The 24299-nt window shown below is 73.9% G+C and carries 19 protein-coding genes; 11 read left to right on the top strand and 8 right to left on the bottom strand.

Annotation, left to right across the window (positions count from 1 at the left end):
* The first annotated feature begins 31 nt into the window (after positions 1–31).
* From ACPXCB_RS18100 to ACPXCB_RS18090, 3 genes are all read left to right on the top strand, one after another.
* Positions 32–1075 carry a coiled-coil domain-containing protein gene (locus ACPXCB_RS18100; protein ID WP_425876933.1) on the top strand — a complete coding sequence of 348 codons (1044 nt, stop codon included), beginning with the start codon at positions 32–34 and terminating at the stop codon, positions 1073–1075.
* 36 nt (positions 1076–1111) lie between these two features.
* The gene (locus ACPXCB_RS18095) at positions 1112–2665 is read left to right on the top strand and encodes a fused MFS/spermidine synthase (RefSeq protein WP_425876826.1); all 1554 of its coding nucleotides are present in this window, start codon (positions 1112–1114) and stop codon (positions 2663–2665) included.
* Positions 2666–2735: 70 nt separating this feature from the next.
* Complete coding sequence (locus tag ACPXCB_RS18090; protein WP_425876824.1) at positions 2736–4403, top strand: serine/threonine-protein kinase; 1668 nt, start codon at positions 2736–2738, stop codon at positions 4401–4403.
* Positions 4404–4414: 11 nt separating this feature from the next.
* Here the strand turns inward: ACPXCB_RS18090 and ACPXCB_RS18085 are convergent, their stop codons facing one another.
* The gene (locus ACPXCB_RS18085) at positions 4415–5083 is read right to left on the bottom strand and encodes a potassium channel family protein (protein WP_425876822.1); all 669 of its coding nucleotides are present in this window, start codon (positions 5081–5083) and stop codon (positions 4415–4417) included.
* The gene (locus ACPXCB_RS18080; RefSeq protein WP_425876820.1) at positions 5073–6407 is read right to left on the bottom strand and encodes a TrkH family potassium uptake protein; all 1335 of its coding nucleotides are present in this window, start codon (positions 6405–6407) and stop codon (positions 5073–5075) included. The genes ACPXCB_RS18085 and ACPXCB_RS18080 overlap by 11 nt, the downstream gene beginning before the upstream one ends.
* Before the next feature lie 1018 nt (positions 6408–7425).
* On the opposite strand from ACPXCB_RS18080, the gene ACPXCB_RS18075 reads away from it, so the two are divergent.
* The 5 genes from ACPXCB_RS18075 to ACPXCB_RS18055 are packed head-to-tail and all read left to right on the top strand — an operon-like array spanning position 7426 to position 12153.
* Positions 7426–8625, top strand: a complete 1200-nt coding sequence (locus ACPXCB_RS18075; RefSeq protein WP_132230839.1) for a substrate-binding domain-containing protein — start codon at positions 7426–7428, stop codon at positions 8623–8625.
* Between the two features lie 6 nt (positions 8626–8631).
* Positions 8632–9375: an ABC transporter ATP-binding protein gene (locus ACPXCB_RS18070; protein WP_425876818.1), complete on the top strand. Its 744-nt coding sequence runs from the start codon at positions 8632–8634 to the stop codon at positions 9373–9375.
* Complete coding sequence (locus ACPXCB_RS18065; RefSeq protein WP_151456743.1) at positions 9375–10139, top strand: ABC transporter ATP-binding protein; 765 nt, start codon at positions 9375–9377, stop codon at positions 10137–10139. Before ACPXCB_RS18070 ends, ACPXCB_RS18065 begins: the two co-directional genes overlap by 1 nt.
* Positions 10139–11029: a branched-chain amino acid ABC transporter permease gene (locus ACPXCB_RS18060; RefSeq protein ID WP_425876816.1), complete on the top strand. Its 891-nt coding sequence runs from the start codon at positions 10139–10141 to the stop codon at positions 11027–11029. The genes ACPXCB_RS18065 and ACPXCB_RS18060 overlap by 1 nt, the downstream gene beginning before the upstream one ends.
* Positions 11026–12153 carry a branched-chain amino acid ABC transporter permease gene (locus tag ACPXCB_RS18055; protein WP_425876814.1) on the top strand — a complete coding sequence of 376 codons (1128 nt, stop codon included), beginning with the start codon at positions 11026–11028 and terminating at the stop codon, positions 12151–12153. Before ACPXCB_RS18060 ends, ACPXCB_RS18055 begins: the two co-directional genes overlap by 4 nt.
* Before the next feature lie 164 nt (positions 12154–12317).
* Here the strand turns inward: ACPXCB_RS18055 and ACPXCB_RS18050 are convergent, their stop codons facing one another.
* On the bottom strand, positions 12318–13163 hold the full coding sequence (locus ACPXCB_RS18050) for a hypothetical protein (protein ID WP_425876932.1): 846 nt from the start codon (positions 13161–13163) through the stop codon (positions 12318–12320).
* Between the two features lie 213 nt (positions 13164–13376).
* Here ACPXCB_RS18050 and ACPXCB_RS18045 point away from each other — a divergent pair, with 213 nt between their 5' ends.
* A complete protein-coding gene (locus tag ACPXCB_RS18045) occupies positions 13377–15512 on the top strand; it encodes a DEAD/DEAH box helicase (protein WP_425876812.1) in 2136 nt (711 codons plus the stop codon).
* Positions 15513–15788: 276 nt separating this feature from the next.
* The gene (locus tag ACPXCB_RS18040; protein ID WP_425876810.1) at positions 15789–16889 is read left to right on the top strand and encodes a hypothetical protein; all 1101 of its coding nucleotides are present in this window, start codon (positions 15789–15791) and stop codon (positions 16887–16889) included.
* A gap of 51 nt (positions 16890–16940) precedes the next feature.
* Here ACPXCB_RS18040 and ACPXCB_RS18035 read toward each other — a convergent pair whose 3' ends face one another.
* The 3 genes from ACPXCB_RS18035 to ACPXCB_RS18025 form a co-directional block, all read right to left on the bottom strand.
* Complete coding sequence (locus tag ACPXCB_RS18035; RefSeq protein WP_091627481.1) at positions 16941–17357, bottom strand: helix-turn-helix domain-containing protein; 417 nt, start codon at positions 17355–17357, stop codon at positions 16941–16943.
* A gap of 134 nt (positions 17358–17491) precedes the next feature.
* Positions 17492–18667 carry a class I SAM-dependent methyltransferase gene (locus tag ACPXCB_RS18030; protein ID WP_425876808.1) on the bottom strand — a complete coding sequence of 392 codons (1176 nt, stop codon included), beginning with the start codon at positions 18665–18667 and terminating at the stop codon, positions 17492–17494.
* Between the two features lie 206 nt (positions 18668–18873).
* On the bottom strand, positions 18874–20526 hold the full coding sequence (locus tag ACPXCB_RS18025; protein WP_425876806.1) for a DEAD/DEAH box helicase: 1653 nt from the start codon (positions 20524–20526) through the stop codon (positions 18874–18876).
* 317 nt (positions 20527–20843) lie between these two features.
* Between ACPXCB_RS18025 and ACPXCB_RS18020 the strand changes: the two genes are divergently transcribed.
* Positions 20844–21497 (top strand): ferritin-like fold-containing protein, encoded by a 654-nt coding sequence (locus ACPXCB_RS18020; protein ID WP_425876804.1) that lies wholly within the window; start codon positions 20844–20846, stop codon positions 21495–21497.
* Between the two features lie 62 nt (positions 21498–21559).
* Here the strand turns inward: ACPXCB_RS18020 and ACPXCB_RS18015 are convergent, their stop codons facing one another.
* Together ACPXCB_RS18015 and ACPXCB_RS18010 are read right to left on the bottom strand one after the other, a co-directional pair.
* The gene (locus ACPXCB_RS18015; RefSeq protein ID WP_334449574.1) at positions 21560–21787 is read right to left on the bottom strand and encodes a DUF3107 domain-containing protein; all 228 of its coding nucleotides are present in this window, start codon (positions 21785–21787) and stop codon (positions 21560–21562) included.
* Positions 21788–21852: 65 nt separating this feature from the next.
* The gene (locus tag ACPXCB_RS18010; protein ID WP_132230849.1) at positions 21853–22491 is read right to left on the bottom strand and encodes a TetR/AcrR family transcriptional regulator; all 639 of its coding nucleotides are present in this window, start codon (positions 22489–22491) and stop codon (positions 21853–21855) included.
* Between the last annotated feature and the right edge of the window lie 1808 nt (positions 22492–24299).

Raw genomic sequence — 24299 nt, 5'->3', positions numbered from 1 at the left:
CCGACGGAAGGATGCTTTCGTGCGCAGGACCATGCCCGTCGGGCGTCGCGGCCGCCGCCCGCTGACCGCCCTGTTGGCCGGGCGGCGTGCCCGCCGTCCGCTGACCGCCCTGCTCGTCGCCGTCACGCTGCTCTTCGGCGTGGGTGCCGCGCCGGCGTACGCGGAGCCCAACGAGGGCGGCACCAAGAAGCTCCGGGACGCCCTGGAAGCCACCGCCAAGGCGCACATCGAGGCCAAGGGGAAGCTCGAGAACTCCAAGGTCCGGCAGAAGCAGCTGGCCGTGCAGTTGGGCGCGGTGGAGGTCCGGCTGGTCGAGCTGACCGCGCAGGTCGGCGAGGTGGCCGCCCAGTCCTACCGGCTGGGCCGGCTGACGCCCACGTCGATGCTGCTCAACAGCGCCTCCCCGGAGGCGTTCCTGGCCCGGGCGGCCAGCCTCGACCTGATGGCACAGCGCGACAGCAGGCGGCTGCGCAGCCTGATCGAGGCGCGGGAGCAGGCGCGGCAGGCCAAGATCGCCATCGACACCGAGGTGCGGGAGCAGCAGAAGCAGCTCGCCGTGATGGCGAAGAAGAAGAAGGAGGCCGAGGCGGCGCTCGCGGAGGTCAGCTCGGGCAGCAGCGGCGGCTTCAGCGGCGGCAACTCCTCCTCGGCGAAGCCGGCCCCCCGCAACTCGGACGGCTCCTGGCCGTCGGAGTCCTGCTCGGTGAACGACCCGACCACCTCCGGCTGCATCACCCCGCGCACGCTCAACGCCCTCAAGCAGACCCAGGCCGCGGGCTACAAGCGGCACGTCTCCTGCTACCGCAGCGGCGGCTCCGGCGAACACCCCAAGGGCCGGGCCTGCGACTTCTCGGCCGCCACCGGCGGGTTCGAGGACAAGACCGCCACCGGTGGGGACAAGTCGTACGGGGACAGCCTCGCCGCCTGGCACGTGCGCAACGCCAGCCGGCTGGGCGTGCTCTACGTGATCTGGTACCGGCAGATCTGGCACCCCGGCACCGGCTGGCGGGCGTACGGCGGCAGCGGCAGCCCCGCCGCCGACCACACGAACCATGTTCATCTCTCGATGTACTGACCCGGGGGCCCAGTTTTCCTGCGTACCATCGCGCGGGTGAGCTCCCCATCCTCCGACGTCACGGTCCCGCCCGCCCAGCCAGCGGCGACGACCCCCCGGGCCCTGCCCAACGGCCTCGCCGCGTTCCTGGTCTTCTTCTCCAGCGGCGCCGTCCTGGTGCTGGAGACCGCCGCGCTGCGGCTGGTCGGGCCGTACGTCGGGGTGACCCTCCAGGTGACCAGCTCGGTCATCGGCATCGCTCTGGCCGCCATCGCCTACGGCGCGTGGACGGGCGGCTGGCTGGCCGACCGGCGCAACCCGAGGGCGATGCTGGCTCCGGCGCTGGTGCTGGCCGGCATCACCACGGCCGTCACCCTGCCCGCCGTCCGGTACGCCGGCGAGGTGCTGCGCGGCGGGGCGGCCTCGGCCATCCTGCTGCTCGTCGCGCTCGCCGTCTTCGTGCCGGCGGCCCTGCTCGCCGCCGTCACCCCGCTGGTCGTCAAGCTCCAGCTCGCCGACCTGCGGCGCACCGGCCAGGTGGTCGGCCGGCTCTCCAGCGTAGGCACGTTGGGTGCGGTCACGGCCACCCTGGTCACCGGTTTCGTGCTGGTGGCCGCGCTGCCCAGCACGGTCATCCTGTTCGCCCTGGCGGCCTCGCTCGGGCTCACCGGGCTCGGCCTCGGGGTGTGGCTGCGCCGCCAGGACCGCGCGGAGCTGCCCGGCCCCGCCCGCGCCAAGGCCGCCCTGGCGGTGCTCGGTCTCGTCGGCGCCGGGCTGACCACCGTCGCCCCGAACCCGTGCGACATCGAGACCGCCTACCACTGCGCCAGCGTGGAGGTCGATCCCGGCCGGGACTCCGGCCGCACCCTGCTGCTCAACTCGGCCCAGCACTCGTACGTGGACCTCGCCGACCCCACCCACCTGGAGTACGCGTACACCCGGTGGATCGGGGCGGTGGCCGACGTGGTCGCCCCGAAGGGTCAGCGGCTCGACGCGCTGCACCTGGGCGGCGGCGGGTTCACCGTGCCCCGCTACCTGACCGCCACCCGTCCGGGCACCGACAACGTCGTGTTCGAGATCGACGGCGGGCTGGTGGAGCTGGGCGAGCGGCAGCTCGGCGTACGCCAGGGGCCGGACCTGCGGGCGGTGGTGGGTGACGCCCGGCTGCTGGTCGCGGGGGAGGCCACCGACAGCCGCGACCTCGTGGTCGGCGACGCGTTCGGGCACCTGGTGGTGCCCTGGCACCTCGCCACCCGGGAGATGGCCGCCGAGGTCCGTCGGGTGACCCGCCCGGGCGGCGTCTACGTGCAGAACGTCATCGACTACCCGCCGCTGCGCTTCATCCGCAGCGAGCTGGCCACCGTCGCCGCCGAGTTCCGGCACGTCGCCCTGATCGCGCCGGCGGCGGCGCTCGCCGGTCAGGAGGGCTCGAACTTCCTCATCGTCGCCTCCGACGCCCCGCTGCCGCTGGAGGCGGTCCGCGCCCGGCTGGCTGAGCTGCGGGAGGGCGCCAACCTGCTGGCGGGCGCCGACCTCACCGCGTTCGTCGGCGAGGCGCTGGTGCTGACCGACGACTACGCGCCCGTGGACCAGCTCCTCGCCACCGCCTGAACGGGTGAATCGCTGACCGATTCCGACCCTTCAGGTGTAGCCGGGTCGGTCCGGGGCAACAACGACCCTCATGGGTGGACCGATCCGGGACGGCGCACAACTGCTGGGTGAGCGGTACCGGCTGATCGAGCAGCTGGGGGCGGGCGGCATGTCCGTGGTCTGGCGCGGCTACGACGAGGTGCTGGGCCGGCAGGTGGCGGTCAAGGTGCTCGCGTCGCGGCTCGCCGCCGACCGAGCGTTCCGGCACCGCATCCGGATCGAGGCGCAGGCCGCCGCCCGGCTGTGCCACCCCAACATCACCAACGTGTACGACTACGGCGAGTCGGAGCAGGTCGGCCTGACCGTGCCGTACGTCGTCATGGAGCTGGTCGACGGGGAGTCGCTGACCGGCCGGCTGCGCCGGGGCAGTCTGCCCTGGCGGGAGGCGGTGACGATCGGCGCGGAGGTCACCTCGGCGCTGGCCACCGCGCACGCCCGTGGCGTGGTGCACCGCGACGTCACCCCGGGCAACGTCATGCTGACCGCCACCGGCGTGAAGGTGGTCGACTTCGGGATCTCCGCGCTGGTGGGGGAGAAGGAGAAGGGGCCGGACGGCACACTGCTCGGCACCCCCGCGTACCTCGCCCCGGAGCGGCTCGACAACGGCCAGGTCTCCCCGGCCACCGACGTGTACGCGGTCGGCCTGCTGCTCTACCGGATGCTCACCGGCCGGCTGCCGTGGCAGGCGAGCACCACCACGCAGATGCTGCGCGCGCACATGTACAACGAGCCGGAGCCGATGCCGCCGGTGCCGGGGCTGCCCGACGAGGTGCGCGAGCTCGTGAGCCGCTGCCTGGCCAAGCGCCCGGGCGACCGGCCCGCCACCCCCGAGGTCGCGCGCACGCTCGCCGAGGCCGCCGGCATGATCTCCGCCGTGCCGGTCTCCCCGGCGGCGGGGCCCGTGGACGAGGCCGCGTTCGCCGCCGCCGGCACCACGATCCTGCCCTGGTCCACCGCGACCGACGCGCTGCCGTTCTCCCGTACGCGCAACCGGCGCGCGGCGACCCGGCGCCGGCGGATCGAGGCGGGGGTGGCCGCCGCCGGGCTGGCGGCGGTGACCGCGGCGCTGTGGGGGGTGACCTCGCACAGCCCCGCCAGCGGCGGCATCGACCAGCCGACGGAGGCGCGGATGGGGGCGGAGACGCCGCCGCCCTGCCGGGTCACGTACGCGCTGCGCACGGACTCCGGCAAGGACTTCGCCGCCGAGCTGACCCTCACCAACACCGGCATGCGGGAGTTGCGCGACTGGCGGCTGAGCTTCACCTTCCCCAGCCAGCAGACGGTGACGAAGGCGACCCCCGTCCCGGTGCGCCAGCAGGGGCGCACGGTGCTCGTGGAGCCGGCTCCGGAGCGGGCCGCGCTGGCCCCCGGCGCGTCCGAGAAACTCACCCTGACCGGCCGCCACGGCGGGGTCAACCCGCTGCCGCTGGAGTTCCGCCTCGGCGACGAGACCTGCGGCGCGCAGGTCTCCGGGGTGGCCGGCGCGGTGCCCAGCGTGGCACCCACCAAGGCACCGGCCAAGGCGCCCACCGTCAAGGCCCCGACGAAGAAGGCCGGCACGTCGGCCGGGAGTTCCGGCGGGTCGAAGGCCAAGCCCGACAACTCCGGCAAGGGCAAGGGCAAGGCGGGTGGTGGAAAAAAAGTAAGCCAGGAAACGGAAAGGGAAAGGGGCACGGAAAGGGACGATGACGACGACTGAGCCCGCCGGGGTCAGCTGAACTCCGAGAACCGTTGCACCTGCTCGATGTCCCCCTCGATGATCAGCATGCTGCCCGGGGCGATCACCGTGGCGTCGGTGGCGTACCGGAAGCGTTCCCCGGGCAGCTTCACGCCCACCACGCGCACCCCGTAGCGCCCGGTGGGCGTCAGTTCCGAGAGCGGCCGGCCGAGCATCGCCTCCGGGGCGCACACCTTCGCGATGGCGAAGTCGTCGCCGAACTCGATGAAGTCGAGCATCCTGCTGACGATGAGGTGGGCCAGCCGCTCCCCGGTCTCCGCCTCGGGAAAGATCACGTGGTGCGCGCCGACCGAGTCCAGGATCTTGGCGTGCTTCGTCGAGGTGGCCCGCGCCCAGATCTGCGGTACGCCCAGCTCGGCCAGCGCCAGCACCGTCAGCACGCTCGCCTCCAACGAGGCGCCGATGGCGACCACCGCCCGGCCGAAGTCCGCCACGCCGAGTTGGCGCAGCGACCCCTCCTCGGTGGCGTCGGCCTGCACGACGCGGTCGAGCTGCGCCGACCACCGCTGCACCTGCTCCGGGTTGCGGTCGATGGCCAGCACCTCGTGGTTCATCGCGGCCAGCGCGCCGGACAGGTGACACCCGAACCGGCCCAGTCCGATCACCACGACACTGCCCTCGTCCGTCCTCCTAGCCGACAATGGGTTGCTCCTCCGGGTAGCGGTACAGCCGCCGACGGGTGTTCAGGGCGAGCGCCGACCCGAGGGTCAGCGGCCCGATCCGGCCGACGAACATGAGAATGATCAGGGCGAGCTGGCCGTTCTCCGGCAGCGACGCGGCGACCCCGAGGCTGAGGCCGGTGGTGGTGAGCGCCGAGGTGACCTCGAACAGCGCCGCGTGGTAGGGGATCCCCTCGGTGAGGAAGATCAGCAGTACCGTGCCGCAGGCCACCAGCGCGACGCTGAGCAGGGCGACGGTGATGGCTTGCCGCTGGCTGGCGGTGGCCACCCGGCGTTTCCCGACCGTCACGTCCGGCTCTCCCCGCAGTTCCGCCCATATCACGAAGGCGAGCAGGAAGAAGGTCGCCACCTTGATCCCGCCGGCCGTACTGGCGCTGCCGCCGCCGATGAACATCAGCGCGATGAGGAGGGGATAGCCCTCATCCTCCAGGCCGCCCACGTCCAGGACGTTGAAACCGCCGGTGCGGATGTACGAGTTCTGGGCGAACGCCACCAGGAGCTTGTCCGGCCAGGTGTAGATGCCCAGGGTGCGCGGGTTGGCCCACTCGATGACCAGCAGGCTGAGGAAGCCCACCACCAGCAGTGTCAGGCTGCCCCAGACGGTCAGCTTGGTGGCGACCGCCCACCGGGTGGGCTGCCGCCACTCCCGCACCGCCTCGAAGAGCGCCGGGAAGCCCAGCCCGCCGACGATCGTGCCGAAGGCCAGCGGCAGGGTGACCCAGGCGTCGGTCGAGAAGGCGACCAGGCTGTCGGTGTAGAGGGCGAACCCGCCGTTGTTGAAGGCCTGGACGGCGTGGAAGACGCTGCCCCAGAGGGCCCGGCCGAACGGGTAGTCGTAGGTGATCCACAGCCGGGCGGTCAGGATCGCGGTGATGACCGCCTCGCAGGCCAGCGCGAGGCCGGCGATGCGCAGCAGCAGCCGACGTACGTCGCCGATGCCGAACTCGGCGGTCTCGGCCTGCACCAGCAGCCGGCTGCGCAGCCCCAACCGCCGGGCCACCACGAGGATCACCAGGGTCGCACCGGTCACGATGCCGAGGCCGCCGACCTGGGTGAGCAGGGTGATCATCACGAGCCCGAACCCGTTCCAGTAGTTCGGGGTGTCCACCACCGCCATCCCGGTCACCGAGACCGCCGAGGTGGCGGTGAAGAGGGCGGTCAGGAACGGGGTGTGCCGGTACTCGCTGGTGGCCCAGGGCAGCATCAGCAGTCCGGTGCCGACCAGGATCGTCACCAGGAAGCCGAGCGGCACGAGCCGTACGGGGTGACGAAGAAGCCGGCGCACCAGACAATCTTCCTTTTCCGCTGCGGGCCGGGTGTGGAAACCGGCATCCCGACCGAGCCCAGGCACGCCCCGCCGTCATCCGCCCCGCTGGCGTTCTTCCCGTGCGAGGCTGTCGAGCTGATGTCGTAAACGATTCAGGCGCGCCAGGCTGCGCAGACGCTGTCGAGCTGCCCCATCCATAGGGGCGGCGGCTCCCGCCGGACGAGGCCGTCCACCGGGCCGGTGACCAGCGGGACGCGCCGCCGTCCCCGGCCAACGTCAGCCAGACCAGCCAGGGCGACCCCCTGCACGGCACCTGCTGGATCCCCAGCCCTGCTTCTCGCCGTCCGCCCCGGCACACCTCGCAACACCTCGCACCGCCGAACCCCGCCGCACCCGCCACACCCGCCACACCCGCCACACCAGCCACACCAGCCGCAGCCGGCACGCCTCGCCGCACCCGCCGCACCCGGCACGCCCCCGCCGCACCCGCCGCACTGCGGCACGCCTCGCCGCACTGCGGCACGCCTCGCCGCACCCGCCGCACCCGGCACGCCCCGCTGCACCCCCGCCGCACCCGGCGCGCGGCGCTGCGCTCGCCGCATCCCGGAGATCTTGGTAGGAATCGGCCCCTGGAGGGGCCAGTTCGTACCAAGATCTTCCGAACGCCGTCCGGTTGCGGCCGGACGGGAGGTCTGACGGGCGGCCGGACGGGGGTCTGCCAGGCGGCCTGGGGACAGCACGGCCGGCGAGGTTCGGGCAGCGGGTTCGCCAGCGGGGGTTCGGCCAGCGGAGGGCGGGAGGAATACGGCATTCGGTGGGTATCGGTGGCGCGGAGCGACACAGCATCACTTCCGTCGATGGGGCGGGCGCCCATCGCGGACGGGTGGGATCGCCACCGGCGTGGTGCTCGTTGTAACCCCCGACCACCCCACCCCTGTTACTTGTGTGTTTCGGCCACATAGCCCGTGGGTGACGTCACTTCTAGCGTGAGCCGTCATATGAGTTCCCTACCTCCGAGTCCTCACGTGGAGTGGCAATGACGGTCCGGACGACGCGGCGGGTGTTCCTCTCCGCCGCCACGATGATGGCCGCGGCGCTCGCCGCCACGGCCTGTGGCAGCCCGCAGGACACCGCCTCCGGTGGCGGCGACAGCGCCGCCCCGGTGAAGGTTGGCCTGGTCTACTCCCAGTCGGGAGCCCTCGCCAGCTACGGCAAGCAGTACATCGAGGGATTCAAGGCCGGCCTCGACTTCGCCACCAAGGGCACCAACAAGGTGGGCGACCGGGCCGTCGAGGTCACCGAGGTCGACGACGCGGGTGACCCGGCGAAGGCGGTCTCCGCGGCCAAGGACCTGATCGGCAAGGGCAACAAGATCATCGCGGGCTCGACGGCTTCCGGCGTGGCCCTCCAGGTCGCCCCGATCGCCGCCCAGAACAAGGTCCTCTTCATCTCCGGGCCCGCCGCCACCGACGCGGTGACCGGCGCCAACAAGTACACGTTCCGCTCCGGCCGGCAGTCGTACCAGGACGTGGTCACCGCCAAGTCGTTCATCGGCGACCCGGCCGGCAAGAAGGTCGTGGTCTTCGCCCAGGACGGCGCCTTCGGCGACGCCAACGAGGCGGCCGTGAAGGCCGTCATCGGCGGCGCGGGCGCGGCCGTCAGCAGCGTCCGGGCGCCGGCCAGCGCCACCGAGTTCACCCCGTTCGCCAGCCAGATCAAGTCCGCCAAGCCGGACCTGCTCTTCGTCGCCTGGGCCGGCACCACCGCCCCCGCGATGTGGCAGACGCTCGACCAGCAGGGCGTGCTCTCCTCCACCACGGTCGTCACCGGCCTGGACATCCGCGCCTCGTGGCCGACCTTCGGCGCGGCCGGCAGCAAGATCTCCTTCCTGTCGCACTACTTCGACGGGGCCTCCGACAACGAGGCCGTGAAGGCGCTGAAGGCCAAGGTCGGCACCGTCGACCTGTTCCACCCGGACGGCTTCGCCGCCGCGCAGATGGTCGTACGGGCCATCGAGGAGGGCGGCGACGACGTCGAGAAGATGGTGAAGGCGCTGGAGGGCTGGAGCTTCGACGGGGTCAAGGGCAAGATGACCATCCGAGCCGAGGACCACGCGCTGCTCCAGCCGATGTTCCAGGCCAAGCTGTCCGGCAGCGGCACCGCGTTCACGGCCACCGCCCAGAAGGCGCTGACCGGGGACGAGTCCGCGCCGCCGGCCGTGGCGATGAAGGGCTGACAACAGATGCTCGCCACCCGCGGTCTGACCTGGCGGATCGGTGAGGTCGCCATCGTCGACAGCGTCTACCTCGACCTGGCGCCCGGGGAGTTCCTCGGCGTCATCGGGCCCAACGGCGCCGGCAAGACCTCACTGTTCAACCTGATCACCGGCGTACGCCGGGCCACGGAAGGTCGGATCACCCTCGACGGGCAGGACATCGGCTCCCTGCCGCCGCACAAGCGGGCCCGTCTCGGCCTCGGCCGTACCTTCCAGGCATCCTCGGTCTTCGGCTCGCTCAGCGTGCGGGAGAACGTCCGGCTCGCCGTGCAGGCGTACCGCGGGGGCTCGATGAAGCTGTGGCGGCGGGCGGCGGCCGACCGGGAGGTCGCCGCCGCCGCCGACGCGGCGCTCGACCGCGTCGGCCTCGCCCACCGGGGTACGGCGCTGGCCGGCACCCTCGCCCACGGCGAGAAGCGGAAGCTGGAGATCGCCCTGCTGCTCGCCGGGGAGCCCCGGGTCATGCTGCTCGACGAGCCGATGGCCGGGGTCAGCGCCGAGGACGTGCCCGAACTGGTCTCGGTGATCCGCTCGCTCACCGGCGACAGCGGCCGGTCGGTGCTGATGGTCGAGCACCACATGGACGTCATCCTGGAACTGGCCGACCGGATCGCCGTGATGCACCACGGCGCGCTGCTGGCCTGCGACACCCCGGAGACGGTGATGGCCAACCCCACCGTGCAAGAGGCCTACCTGGGGGAGTCGCTCTAGTGGAACCCATTCTCAGCGTGGAGAACCTGTCGGTCCGCATCGCCGGGCTGCACATCCTCCAGGGGGTGTCCTTCACGGTCGCCCCGACCGGCGTCACCGTCCTGCTCGGGCGCAACGGCGTGGGCAAGACGACCACGCTGCGCGCGATCGTCGGCCTCACCCCGCCCGCCGGCGAGGTGCGCGGCACCGTCCGGATGGGCGCGCAGAGCCTGCTGGCCCGGCCCACCCACCGGCTCGTCCGCGGCGGGCTGGGCTACGTGCCGGAGGACCGGTGCGTCTTCGCCGGGCTCACCGTCGCGGAGAACCTCCGGCTCGCCGAGCGGCGGGGCAGCACCCCGGCGTACGACAAGGTGTTCGCGCTCTTCCCGGAGCTGGACCGGCGCGGACGGCAACGGGCCGGCTCGCTCTCCGGCGGGCAGCAGCAGATGCTCGCGATCGGCCGGGTGCTGCTCAACGACAACCGGCTGCTGCTGGTCGACGAGCCGACCAAGGGGCTCGCGCCGAAGGTGGTGACCGAGGTGGCCGAGGTGCTGGAACGGGTCGCCGAATCCGTGCCGGTGCTGCTGGTCGAGCAGAACCTGGCCGTGGTCCGGCGGCTCGCCCGGGACGCGGTCGTGCTGGCCGCCGGCCAGGTCGCCTGGACCGGCGACGCGCAGGAACTGCTGCTGGAGACCGCCCTGACCAAGTCGCTGCTGGGCGTCGGCTCGGCGGAGGGACACCACCCCGCCGGTACGCCGGCCGCCGCGCGGAAGGACCAGCACTGATGGACACCGTCATCCTGTTGACGCTGACCGGGCTCGGCCTGGCGGCGCTCTACTTCCTGGTCGCCAGCGGGCTCTCCCTGGTCTTCGGCCTGGCCGACGTGCTCAACTTCGCGCACGGCGTATTCCTCGGTGTCGGCGCGTACGGGACCTGGTGGGCGGCGCACAACCTGCCGGGCGCCGGGTCGGACGGCTTCGGCTTCGTGGTCGCGGTCATCTTCGGGGTGGCCGCCGGCACGCTGGTGGCGGTGCTGGTCGAGCTGGTGCTGATCCGGCCGCTCTACTCCCGCACCATCGAGCAGGTGCTGGTCACCGTCGGTCTCTCGCTGGCCGGCGTGGCGCTGCTCCAGGCGACCTGGGGCGCGGACGCCCGGCCGTTCCCGCGCCCCGAGTGGAGCCGGCAGGTCACCTCGATCCTCGGCGCCAACGTGCCCAACGGCGGCCTGCTGCTGATCATCGCCGCGGTGCTGGTGCTCGGTGCGATCCTGGCCTTCCTCCGCTGGACCCGCTACGGCCTGATCATCCGGGCCGGCGTGGAGAACCGGGAGATGGTCACCGCGCTCGGCATCGACGTGCGCAAGGCGTTCACCCTGGTCTTCGCGATCGGCGGGGCGGCTGCGGCGCTGGCCGGCGCGCTCGGCGGCGTCTACTTCGGCACCGTCTCGCCCGGCCAGGGCGGCTCGCTGCTGATCTTCGCGTTCATCGTGGTGGTCATCGGCGGGATGGGCTCGGTGATCGGGTCCGCGTACGCGGCCGTCGCCGTCGGCCTGACCCAACAGTTCGTCAACTACTACGGCACCTCCGGGCTGGGCGACATCTGCGTGGTCGCGCTGCTGGCCGTGGTGCTGCTGCTGCGCCCGCAGGGCATCGCCGGAAAGGTGGCAACGGCATGACCGAGGTCAAGAGCCCCGAGGTTCCGGCGCCGCCGGCCGCCGTGCCCGACGAGCTGACGCCGGGGCGCCGGCGGTGGCACGGGCTGCGTCCGTACCTGCCGCTGGTCGCGCTGGTGGTCGCGCTGATCCTGCCGTACTCGACGCTGCACCTGCCGGGGATCTTCGAGGGGGCGCTGAACTCCCCGGGCACCCTGCAACTGCTCTCCGTCTGCCTGGTCTTCGGCGGTCTGGCGGCCGGGTACGACCTGCTCTTCGGGCGGACCGGGATGCTCTCCTTCGGGCACGCCCTCTACTTCGCCGCCGGCGTCTACGGCACCGACATCCTCGTCACCAAGGCCGGGCTGCCGCTGTGGCAGGCCGCGCTGCTCGCGACCACCGGCGGGACGATCCTCGCCGCGCTGCTCGGGGCGGTGGCGCTGCGTACCGTCGGCATCGCGTTCGCCATGGTGACGCTCGCCTTCGCCCAGGTCGGGGCGATCCTGGTGGCCCGGGACTTCGGCGGGCTCACCGGCGGCGAGGAGGGGCTGCCGCTGGACGTCTCCGGGCTGCCCCAGGGGCTGGTCGGGGTCACCAACACCGTCAACCTCTACTGGCTGGCGCTGGCGTACCTGGTCGTGGTGGTCTTCGTGGTGCACCGGGTCTCCGGCTCGCCGACCGGGCGGGTGCTCGCCGGCCTGCGCGACGACGAACGGCGGATCGGGGTGCTCGGGCTCGACCCGTACCGGTTCAAGCTGGTGGCGTTCACCCTGGCCGGCGGCTTGGCGGCGGCCGGTGGCGCGGTCTACGTCCTGATCGTCGGCGGCGCCTCGCCGCACATCACCTCCTCCGAGTGGACCCTGGCGCTGCTGGTCATGGTGGTGCTCGGCGGGCCGGGCACCCGGTGGGGCCCGGTGATCGGCGGGATCCTCTACATGTACCTGGACCACCGGCTGGTCGCGTTCGGCACGTCGGATGCGGTGGAGGCCCTGCCGGCGTTCCTGAGCAACCCGCTGTCCCAGCCGCTCTTCGTGCTCGGCACGGTCTTCATCCTGGCCGTCTACTTCTTCCCCGGCGGCCTGGCCAGCCTCGCCCCGCGCCTGGCACTGCTCAAGCACTCCCTGCGCACCCCGTCCCGCCGCCCCTGACGGGCGCGGGCCCAGGCCCAGGCCCCGCCGATGACGAAGCTGCCGCCGCCCGGCGACGGCTCGTCATCGGCGGGGCCTACGCGTGGACGGGGACCGACGGTCCGGGGGGCGTCGGGGCCGCGGCCCCCTCGTGCGACCGCGACCCCGTCTCCCGTCCTCGTACGTCAGCTGTTCAGCAGCTCGTACGCCGATGCCGGAGCCTTCTGCGCCTGGCTGCCCGTCGGCACGGTGACCTTCGGGGCCTTGCCGAAGTCGAAGTACTTCACGACGTACTTCGTGGCCTTGAGCTTGCCGACCGCCGGGATCTCCAGGGTCAGCGAGGTGAGGTTCCCGTCCGCGCCGACGACGGCCGTGAACGGGATCGTCTTCGCCGCGGCGCCCAGCGCGTCGACGTCCACGGCGTCGGCCATGGCCTGGCGCACGTGCTCGCCGTGGGTCAGGTCCACGGTCCCGGTGTAGGTCCCGCCACCCTGGTCCGTCACGGTGTCTCCCACCGCCCCGAGGATCGCGCCGGCGTTGCCCGGGTCGGCACCCTCGTAGTAGGGCACGCTGGCCGGGTCGGTCAGCTTCGCGTGGTCCAGCTCCATCCACTTCTTCGGCAGCTTGAGCATGCTGCTGAGCTCCTCGGCGCCGTCGAAGCTCACCTTCATCCAGGAGCGTTGCTCGATCAGGCGGAAGGAGAGCTTCATCGTGAAGTCGAGCTCCTTGTCCTTCTCGGTCACGGTGAGGTCCATGCCCTTGCCCGCCGGGTCCACCACGCCGGTGACGACGCCGGTCGGGTCGCTGCCGCTGAACCGGAAGGCCGGGTCCTCCTCGTCCGGCACCGCCGCCAGGAGCGTGCTCTTCGGGTTGGCCGACGGGGACGCCGACGGGACCGGCGAGGAGGCCGCCGGGGCGTCCTGGGCGTCGTCGTTGCCACACCCGGTCACCAGGGAGGTCGCGGCCACCAGGGAGACGGCTGCCGCCGCGACCCGCCGGACCCTGCCGGCGGGGCCGGTCTGCTGCGTGATTCGCATGATTCTCTTTCCTCGCTGACTGTTGCCGCCGCAGATCTTGGCACGCGACCGTGCCGCCGCGTTGGCCCTGAGGGCCCGCCTGGGCCCACGGCCCCACCGGTGGCCGACCCGTACGCGCTTGTTCCCGTTCGAGGGCGGTCGGGCGGCGTGCCCCGGGCGGTCCGCCGTCTCGCGGAGGACGTCCGTCGGAGCTGGTAGAAATGCCGGATGAGCCAGGATCGGACGGCGGTACGGGAGCGGGCCGAGGCGGTGCTGCGGCGGTTGGCCGGCGAGCACGCCCGGCTCCGCGAGGACCAGTGGCGGGCGATCGAGGCGCTGGTGATCGACCGTCGTCGGGTCCTCTGCGTGCAGCGCACCGGGTGGGGCAAGTCGGCGGTCTACTTCGTGGCCACCGCCCTGCTGCGGGACCGGGAGGCGGCCGGCGGAGACGGCGTCGCCGGGCCCACCGTGATCGTCTCGCCGCTGCTGGCGCTCATGCGCAACCAGGTCGAGTCGGCGGCCCGGGCCGGCATCCGGGCCCGCACGATCAACTCCGCCAACCTCGACGAGTGGGACGAGATCACCGCCGAGATCCACGCCGGCGCCGTGGACGTGCTGTTGATCAGCCCGGAGCGGCTCAACAATCCGGACTTCCGGGACACCGTGCTGCCGAAGTTGGCCGCCACCACCGGCCTGCTGGTGGTCGACGAGGCGCACTGCGTCTCCGACTGGGGGCACGACTTCCGGCCGGACTACCGCCGGCTGCGTACGTTCCTGGGCAACCTGCCCGAGCGCACCCCGGTGCTGGCCACCACGGCCACCGCCAACGCCCGGGTCACCGCCGACGTGGCCGAGCAGTTGGGCGACGCCCTCGTGCTGCGCGGCAGCCTGGACCGGGAGTCGCTGCGCCTCGGCGTGGTCGAGCTGCCGAGCCCGGCGTACCGGCTGGCATGGCTCGCCGACCACCTGGACCGGCTCCCCGGCTCGGGCATCGTCTACACGCTGACGGTCGCCGCGGCGGGGGAGACCGCCGAGTTCCTGCGTTCCCGGGGCTACGCCGTCGCCTCCTACACCGGGCAGGCCGAGGACGCCGACCGGCGGGCCGCCGAGCAGGACCTGCTGGACAACAAGATCAAGGCGCTCGTCGCCACGAGCGCGCTGGGCATGGGCTTCGACAAGCCCGATCTCGGCTTCGTCGTGCACCTCGGCGCGCCGCCGTCCCCGATCGCGTACTACCAGCAGGTCGGCCGTGCCGGCCGGGCCGTCGCGCACGCCGAGGTGCTGCTGCTGCCCGGCACCGAGGACGCCGCGATCTGGCGCTACTTCGCCTCGCTCGCCTTCCCGCCCGAGGCGCAGGTCCGCGCCGTCCTGGCCGCCCTGCACACCGACCGTCCGCTCTCCACCCAGGCCCTCGAACCGATCGTCGACCTGCGCCGGGCCCGGCTGGAGTTGATGCTCAAGGTGCTCGACGTCGACGGCGCGGTCCGCCGGGTGCGCGGCGGCTGGCTCGCCACCGGGGAGCCCTGGGTCTACGACGAGGCCCGGTTGCGCCGCGTCGCCGAGGCGCGCACCGCCGAGCAGCAGGCCATGCGGGAGTACGCGAGCACCCCCGACTGCCGGCTGCGCTACCTGCGCGAGTGCCTGGACGACGCCGGGGCCGCCGACTGCGGCCGCTGTGACCGCTGCGCCGGCCCGCTGTTCACGGCCGACGTGTCGGAGGTGGCGCAGACCGCCGCGCAGACCTTCCTCGGCCGGCCCGGGGTGGAGATCACGCCGAAGAAGCTCTGGCCGACCGGGCTGGAGGCGGTGGGCGTACCGCTGAAGGGGCGGATCGCCCCGGCGGAGCAGGCGCTGCCGGGGCGCGCGGTGGGGCGGCTCTCCGACCTGGGGTGGGGCGGCCGGCTGCGCGACCTGGTCGGGCCGGAGGCGGCGGACGTGGCCGTACCCGAGGACGTGGCCGCCGCCGTGGTCGAGGTGCTGAAGGCGTGGGCGCACGGCGACGAGAGGTGGCCGCGCCGACCGGTCGGTGTGGTCGCGGTCGGCTCGCGCCGCCGACCCCGGCTGGTCGGCTCGCTCGCCGAGCGGATCGCCGCCGTGGGCCGGCTGCCGCTGCTCGGCCAGGTGACGCCGACCGGGGCACCGGCCGGCGGCCCGCGCGGCAACAGCGCCCAGCGGGTACGCGCCCTGCACGGCACTCTCACCGTGCCGGACGAACTGGCCGACGCCCTCGCCGGGCTCGACGGGCCCGTGCTCCTCGTCGACGACCTGGTCGACTCGGGCTGGACGATGACGATGGCCGCCCGGGAGCTGCGCCGGGCCGGCGCCCCCGACGTGCTTCCGCTCGCCCTGGCCGTGGCCGGCTGAGCCACCGGCGCCGCCCGCCCACCGCCGGCTGCCCGGCGTCAGCCTGCTGCCTGCTGCCTGCTGTCCGGCGTTCGTCGGGTGCCGACTGTCGGCGGGTCACCGGCCGCCGGTCCGGCCAAGCCGCCGATGCCTGGGCGGAGGGGCCCGAGCTGCGGCGACGTCGTGACCGGATCGGCCGGAAAAGTTCCCGGCGGGGGCGGACTGCGACCGTCGCCACGCCGCGCCACCGGCGGGCCGGCGCGGTGCCGACGGGCGGTAGCGTGGGCGGCATGACCGATGAGCAGCCCGTTCGCGACCGGGACGGCGGCGGTGCCTGACCAGGTGTCGGCCGCGCCGGAGCACGCCTCGGCCGCCCCGGAGCACGTGCCGACCGCGCCCGACGGCGTGCCGACCGCGCCGGACCAGGCGCCGGTCGCGTCCGACGGTGCGCCGGTCTCGTCGGAGCAGGCGCCCGCCGGGCCGGAGCACGTGTCGGCCGTGCCGGACCGCGGCACCGTCCGGCTGGCGCTGGTCGTCGGCGGGTTGGTGCTCGCCGTCCTGCTCGGCTTCGGCCTCGGTCGGCTGAACGGCGGGGGCCCGTCCGCGGCGGCGGGACCGGACAGCGCCCTCACCGGCCACAGCCACCCGCCGGGCACGGGCGCCCACGAGCACGGCGTCGACCAGGCCGCGGCGGCGCAGGCCGCCGGTCTCTCGATCAGCTCGGCGGGCTACACGCTCACCCCCCTGGCCGCCGCGTTCACCGCCGGCCGCGCGGGCGAGCTGCGCTTCGTGGTGCGGGACGCGCAACGCCGCCCGGTGACCCGCTTCGCGGTCGTGCACGAAAAGCCGATGCACCTCATCGTGGTGCGTCGCGACCTGACCGGCTACCAGCACCTGCACCCCACGATGGCGGCCGACGGCACCTGGTCGGTGCCGCTGACCCTGCCGCAGCCGGGGGTCTGGCGGGCGTACGCCGACTTCACCGCGCTCGCCGACGACGGCCGGCAGACCGCCGTGACCCTCGGGGTGGACCTGACCGCGCCGGGCGGCTACCAGCCGAGGCCGCTGCCGGCGCCGGCGTCCTCGGCCACGGTCGACGGCTTCACCGTCAGTTACCAGGGCACCCCGCAGGCCGGCGTGACCGTGCCGCTGACCTTCCGTGTCGACTCGGCCGGCGGGCGCCCGGCGCTGGAGCGCTACCTCGGCGCGTACGGACACCTGGTCGCCCTGCGCGAGGGGGATCTCGGCTACCTGCACGTCCACCCCGAGCCGCAGCCGGTCGACGGGGCGGTGACGTTCTGGGTGACCACGCCCGACCCGGGCCGGTACCGGCTCTACCTGGACTTCCAGGTCGCCGGCGTGGTGCGCACCGCCGAGTTCACGCTCACGGTGCCCTGACCCCGCGGCTGCCGCCCGAAGCCGGGTGCGGCACGTTTCCGCTGGTGGTGCTCAGCCGGCGCGGCGGATGGGGCGGCGGGCCAGGTAGCGCAGCAGGTCGCGGATGTGGTGCTTCTCCTCGGCCGGCACGGTCGGGTCGGCCAGCCGTTGCAGGATCACCCGGACGTCCGCCTCGACCGGGCCGTCGTCGACGCGCCGACGGGGCGCGGGACCGGCGTCGGGCAGGCCGAGCGCGCGGAACGCGGCCGCGACCGGCAGGTCCAGCGCGGCGCAGAAGCCGCGCACCTTGGCCAGCTCGGGGTAGTCCTGCCAGTCTCCGGCGAGCCAACGGAACACGGTCGACCGGCCGACGCCGGTGTGGGACGCCAGGTCGGTGACGGTCCAGCCGCGTTCCTCGCGGGCGTCGTCGATGGCGCGCCGTACGAAACGTGCGAAGGCCATCTGCGGAGAAACCTCTACGGAACCCATCCCTGCGGGTCTTCCCTCCCGACCGGCACCCGGCGGTGCGCCTCCGAGGGTAGTACGGAAAGGCAGGGAAACAGTTGACTGGTCGACCAGACCGTCTCGTGAGCGGGACTCCGCACCCTGCAAAATGGCGTGGATCACACGCGGGTCGGGGCGGCGTCCGGCGCGGGCACCGGCGGCAGCAGCGCCGACAGCCGTGGGGTGACCGCCCACTGGTCGACGAGTTCCCGGTACTCCGTCCGCTGGGCGGCGGTGGGCGCGGTGCCGGTGCGTCGTGCCCGGATGAGCAGGTTGCGCGGGGTGTGCCGGGAGTCGACGAACTCCACCACCTCGGCCCGGTAGCCGTGCAGCCGGAGCAGCCCGGCCCGCAGCGCGTCGGTGAGGACGTCCGCGAAGCGCTCCCGGAGGATGCCCTGCCGGGTCAGCAGCTCGTACGGGGCCGGTGCCGGCCGCGTACGCAGCTGGGCCGCGACGTCGTGGTGGCAGCACGGCGCGGCGAGCACCCAGCGGGCCTGCCAGCGCACCGCCCGGGCCAGCGCCTCGTCGGTAGCGGTGTCACAGGCGTGCAGGGCCAGCACCAGGTCGGGGGCGGGCTCCACGACGGCGTCGGCGATCGTGCCGGCCACGAAGCTGACCCGGTCGGCCCAGCCCAGCCGCTCGGCCAGGTCGGTGTTGCGTCGCCGCTGGTCCTCCCGGACGTCCACGCCGACCAGTTCGACGTCGACCCCCCGCTGCGCCAGCCACCGGTACGCGGCGAAGGTCAGGTACGCGTTGCCGCAGCCCAGGTCGACCACCCGCAGCGGGCCGGTCAGGTCGTCCGGGAGGGTCGCCGCCAGCGCCCGCAGGAACGCGTCGACCTGGCGCCGCTTCGCCGCCGAGCCGCCGATCTCGGCGAAGATCGGGTCGCCGGGGTCGAGGAGGTACTCCTTCGCCCGGTCGTGCCCACCCGGCTCGGCGGCGGGCCGGGCCGCGGCGGCCCGGTGCACCTGCGCCTCGCCGGACTTGGTGACCCGCAGTTGGAGCGTCCCGTCGGCCGTCTCCACGTGCCAGTTGCCGAACGGCTCGGCCAGCAGCGCGTCCACCGCCGCGTCCGCCTCCGGGCCGGGGGCCACGTTTCGGGTGTACGGGCGGGAGCCGTCGTAGGTGGAGATCTGCAACCGGGGGCCCGCCTTGAGTGCGACCGGCCGCAGTTCGGCGCGGACCATCGAGGGGCGGTGTCCACGCCGGCGCCCGGCGGCCACCGCACGGGTGAGCGCCGGGTCGAGCAGCAGTGCCCGGACCTCGGTCAGGGCGGCGTCCAGCGGTTCGGGCATTGCACCATCATCCTGCTCGGTCGAACCCGCCCCGAACGGGGTGCGGATGGCTGCGCCGGCCTCCTCGGCCGGCGGGGAGAGGTCCGTCGACCCGGGGCGCGCGGGCGGTCGCCGGGGTGCGGCGGGTCCCGGGCGCGGTAGGCGTGCCGGACGCAGACGACGTCCCCGCACCGGAGACCGGTACGGGGACGTCGATTGCGCGTGCGTCAGTCGGCGGTCGCCTCGGCCGGCGTACCGGCGGCGGAGCCACCGCCCCCACGACGGCGCCGGCGGCGGCGGGGCTTCGAAGCCTCGCCCTCGGTGGCGGCCGGCGTATCCGTGGCCTCGGCGGCGATCACCGCGGTCGGCTCGCCCGCGACGGTCTCGCCGGCGCGGCGACGCCGGCGGCGACGCGGGACGCGGGCGCCCTCCTCGGCGTTGTCGACCGGCGCGTCCGCCTCCGGCGCGTCGGTGGCACCGCTGGCGCGGGCCGGGCGGCGCTCGCCGCGACCGCGGCCCTCGCCGCTGCGGGAGCCCCGGCCCTCGCCCCGGCGGGACCGTCCGCCGCCGAGGTCCTCCTCGACCTCGGCCGACAGTCCGGCGCGGGTGCGCTCGGCGGTCGGCAGGGTGCCGCTGATGTCGGTGGGGATGTGCAGGTCGGTGTAGAGGTGCGGGGACGTGTGGTACGTCTCCGCGGGCTCCGGCATGTCCAGGCCCAGCGTCTTGTCGATGATCCGCCAGCGGGGCATGTCGTCCCAGTCGACGAAGGTCACCGCGACGCCCGTCGCCCCGGCCCGGCCGGTACGACCGATCCGGTGGGTGTAGGTGTCCTGGTCCTCGGGGCAGTCGTAGTTGATGACGTGGGTGACGCCGCTGACGTCGATGCCCCGGGCGGCGACGTCGGTGGCGACCAGAGTGTCGATCTTGCCGGCCCGGAACGCCCGCAGCGCCCGCTCGCGCGCGCCCTGCCCGAGGTCGCCGTGCACGGCGGCGACCGCGAAGCCCCGGAAGTCGAGGTCCTCGGCGACCCGGTCGGCGGCCCGCTTGGTGCGGGTGAAGATCATGGTCAGCCCGCGCGCCTCGGCCTGGAGGATCCGGGCCACGATCTCGACCTTGTTCATCGAGTGGGTGCGGTAGGCCAGTTGCTCGGTCTGCGGCGACGGGCCGGTCTCGGCGGTGTGCCCGGCGTGGATCGTCATCGGCTGGCGCAGGAAGCGCCGGGAGAGGGTGACGATCGGGTCCGGCATGGTCGCCGAGAAGAGCATGGTCTGCCGGTCCTCCGGCAGCATCGCCAGGATCTTCTCGACGTCGTCGAGGAAGCCCAGGTCGAGCATCCGGTCGGCCTCGTCCAGCACCAACGCGCGGACCCGGTCCAGCCGCAGGTGCTTCTGCTTCTGCAGGTCCATCAGGCGACCGGGGGTGCCGACCAGGATCTCCACGCCCTTGCGCAGCGCGTCGATCTGCGGCTCGTACGCCACGCCACCGTAGATGGGCAGCACCCGGACGCCCCGGGTCTTGCCCGCGGCGGCGAGATCCTTGGCCACCTGGATGCCCAGCTCACGGGTGGGTACCACGACCAGCGCCTGCGGCACGCCGTCGCTGCCCTCGCCCGGCGCGAAGACCCGCTCCAGCAGCGGTACGCCGAAGCCGAGGGTCTTACCGGTGCCGGTGGGCGCCTGGCCGATCATGTCGATGCCGCGCAGCGCGATCGGGATCGCGTACTCCTGGATGGCGAAGGCGCGGGTGATGCCGGCCGCGGCCAGCGCGTCGACGGTCTCCTGACGCGCGCCCAGCTCGGCGAAGGTGGGTGCCTCCGGACGCACCGGAGCGGTGGCGGCCAGTTCCTGGCCGTCCATGAGGTCTTGAGTCAGCTCGCTCATATGGATTTGGGGGTGCCCTCTCGTGGGTGCGCCCCGTCATGTCCTCAGGGCGCGTTCTGGTGTGGCGCGGGCCACACGGTCGGCGGCTGAATGCCTTGCCGGACCGGGCCGCACGCGCGCCGCGGGCCTCACACTTCGACCGGGCCGGCTGATCGCTCGGATCAGCCTGGGTCAGGTCGGCGCCCGCGGCAACTGCTCCATGCTACCTGAACCCACCCGGAGGCGTCCCGATTCCATCCGCGCGCGCCACGCCGGGGGGCACCCGTGTGACCTGCGTCACTTCTGGCCGGTTTGCCGGCGGGCGGTAGCCTGCGCTCGTGCCCGCGACCGACCTGCCCGACCATGCCGTCGTCGACCTGCTCGGCCTGGTGGCCTTCGGTGAGCTGCTCGCCTTCGAACGGATGGCCCTCGACGCCCGGCTCGCTCCCGACCTGCGCCGGCGGGCGGCGCTGGGTGAGATGGCCGCCGCCGAGATCGGCAACTACCGGCGGCTGGCCGACCGGCTCACCGCGCTCGGCGTGCTGCCCGACGACGCCATGGCGCCGTACGTCGAGCCGCTCCAGGCGTACCACGACTCGACCGAGCCGAGGGACTGGGCGGAGGCGGTGACGAAGGCGTACGTGGGCGACGCCATCACCGACGACTTCATCCGGGAGATCGCCGCGGCCCTGGCCGAGCCGGACCGTCAGCTCGTCCTCGACGTGCTGCACGACTCGTTGTACGCCGACTTCGCCGTTGCCGAGATCCGGGCGGCCGTCGAGGCCGATCCGAGGGTGGCCGGCCGGCTCTCGATGTGGGCGCGGCGACTGGTCGGCGAGGCACTGTCACAGGCCGGCCGGGTCGCCGCCGCCGAGCGGGGGGCGCTCACCGCGCTCGTCGCACAGAGCGGGCGGGTGGACGTGCCGGGGCTGTTCGGGCGGCTCACCGCGGCGCACGCCACGCGGATGGCCGCCGCCGGGCTGAACAACTGACCGCGAACCGGGCGTCCGCGACGGGCGATCGTCGGGTCACCCGTCGCGGCCGACCGGACCACTCAGCGGACGGTGAACCCGACCGCGCGCGGCGATGCCTCGGCGATCTCGACGTAGGCGACCTTGCTGACCGGCACGATCACCCGCCGGCCCTTCTCGTCGGTCAGGGAGAGGGTGCCCTCGTCCTTGCCGAAGGCGTCGGTCACGATCTGCTCGATCTCGGCCGGCGACTGCGCGCTCTCCAGGACCAGCTCGCGGGGCGCGTACTGCACGCCGATCTTGACCTCCACTGTGCCTCCTCATTCGGGCGAAAGAGCCGCCGTTGGGAAGGCTATCCGATCTCGGGGCCGGATGTTCAGGCTGACTCACCTTGCAGCGGGAAGCTGGCGATGCCCCGCCAGGAGAGCGCCGCGACCAGTGCCTCCGCCTCGGCCTTGGGCAGTTGCCGGCCACGGGCCAGCCAGAACTGCGCGGCGGTCTCGGCCGCGCCGACCAGGCCGGAGGCGAGCAGTTCGGCGTGCGCCCGGCTGATCCCGGTGTCGGAGATGATGGTGTCGGTGATCGCCGCGATGCAGCCCTGCTCCACCCGCTCGACGCGCTGGCGCACCGCCGGGTCGTTGCGCAGGTCCGACTCGAAGACGAGGCGGAACGCCTCGCTCTCGTGGTCGACGAAGTCGAAGTACGCCCGCACCGACGCGCCGACGCGCTCCTTGTTGTCGTTGGTGCCGCGCATGGCGTCGTCGACCTTCGCGAGGATCGCGTCGCAGTGCGTGTCCAGCAGGGCGAGGTAGAGGTCCATCTTGCCGGGGAAGTGCTGGTAGAGCACGGGCTTGGAGACTCCCGCCCGCTCGGCGATGTCGTCCATCGCGGCCGCGTGGTAGCCCTGGGCGACGAACACCTCCTGGGCTGCGGCGAGCAGCTGCTTGCGGCGCGCGGAACGGGGCAGGCGGGTGGGCCGGCCGGCGGTCTGGGCACCGTTCCCCACAGCGGTCATGGGAACCTCCGAGTCTCTTCGTACGAGCCGGCAATTCACCCGAACCGGTCGGGGCCCGGGGACCCGTCGCGGAATTGGCCCGCCGCTGTAACTTATCGCCACTGTCACCACACGGTAGCCTCAGCGGGGGCGACCAAGGAGCGCGCGGTGAGTGAAACAGGGCAACCCGGTGCCGCCAACCCGGGGGAGCACGGCGACGGCACGGGTCCGCAGGACGACCTGGCCCGTTCCGGCAGCGGGTGGGCGCCCCCGGCGGCCAGTTGGTCCCGGGGCGGGGAGGTTTCCGGCCCCCGTGAGCCGGCCTCGCCATGGGGTCCGCCCGAGCCGTCCCCCGGTTGGGCCGCCTCGTCCCCGCGGCACGGCGACCTGCCGCCACCGCCACCGCTGCCCGGCCCGCCGGCCGCGGCCGAGCCGCCGGCCCGGGTCAACGGCCACCACGCCAACGGCGTCGACCACGCCGCCGACGACGCGCCGGTCAGCCGTCAGGTCCCGGTGAGCGCCCCGCCCGGCATCCTCGGCGACCAGCGCCGCGACCCGGGCAACGACCGGCTGGTGGTGCCCGCACAGCGTCCGGCGCCGACGGTTGAGCAGCCGCCCGGGACGCAGCACGGGTTCACCGACCCCGAGTCCCGTCCGGTCCGGCGCTCCGCCGAGGACCCGTCGGCCGGCCGCCAGAACCGCTGGTCGGAGCCGGGGCTGCCGACGTCAGCACCCCCCGCCGTCCAGGTCCCGCCGGTGGGCACCGCCGCCAGCGGCTTCGAGGTGCCGCCCGGCTTCCACGCGCCGACGGCCGACCGTGCCGCCGCCGACGAGCCCCCGTCGACCGCCGGGCCGACGCGCGGCTGGAGCGACCACTACGCGCCGGAGCCGTCGGCCCCTGACCCGCGCCACTTCCCGCCGCCCACCGAGCGCCCACCCGCCGAGCACCCGGCCGATGCCGCGCCCGCCACCGGCGACCGCGCGACCGTCGGCGACCGGGTCGCCGGCGTCGACCGCGCGCTGGGCGCGGACCGCGCCTTCCGCGAGGACCGGGGTGCCGACCCGGTCGCCGCCGGCACGGACGGCGCACCGGGGGAGTTCGGCCAGGACCGCGCCGCCAGCGGGCCGGGCCAGGGCCGCGCCCCGGACGGCCCCCACGCGGAGCGGACGCTGGGCCCCCCCGGCCAGGACCGCGCGGCGGCTGGATTCGACCAGGACCGCGCGTCGGGCGGGTTCGACCACGCACGCACGGCGGGCGGTTTCGACCAGGACCGCGCGGCGGCTGGATTCGACCAGGACCGCGCGGCGGCCGGGTTCGACCAGGACCGCGCGCCGCACGCCGCGGGGTCCGAGCGGGTCGGGCGTGGCTTCGGCGCAGACCCGGGTGCCGAGCGGTCCCCGGTCGCCGAACCGGCGGCCGGTGCGCAGCACGTTCCGGGCGGCGACCGGGAACCGTCGTCCCGGTCGGAACCGGGCGGTTCCCGACAGTCGGCGGCCGAGTGGCCGCCGAGCACCGAACCGGACTGGACCGGCCCGAACTGGAACCGCCCGAGCTGGGGCGCCGCGTGGGCACCGCCCTGGTCCCGGGACGAGGCCGAGCCGGTGGGTCGTCGCTCCCGGGAGGACGCCGAGCCGACGGGGCGCCGAGCCCGCGAGGAGCCCGAGCCCGTCGGTCGCCGGTCCCGCGAGGAACAGCCGCCGGCCTGGGCCGGTGAGCCGCAACGACCGCACGAGCCGGCGCGCGCCGAGTCTCCCCGCCCCTACGACCCGCCCCGCGAGCCCGGCCGCCCCTACGACGTCGCCCAGACCGCGCCCGTGCCCCGGCCGGC

This window comes from Micromonospora sp. DT62, assembly GCF_049847285.1.
Lineage (GTDB): Bacteria > Actinomycetota > Actinomycetes > Mycobacteriales > Micromonosporaceae > Micromonospora > Micromonospora reichwaldensis.
The sequence above is the reverse complement of the archived record's forward strand: the minus strand, read 5'-3'. Positions and strand labels throughout refer to the sequence as shown.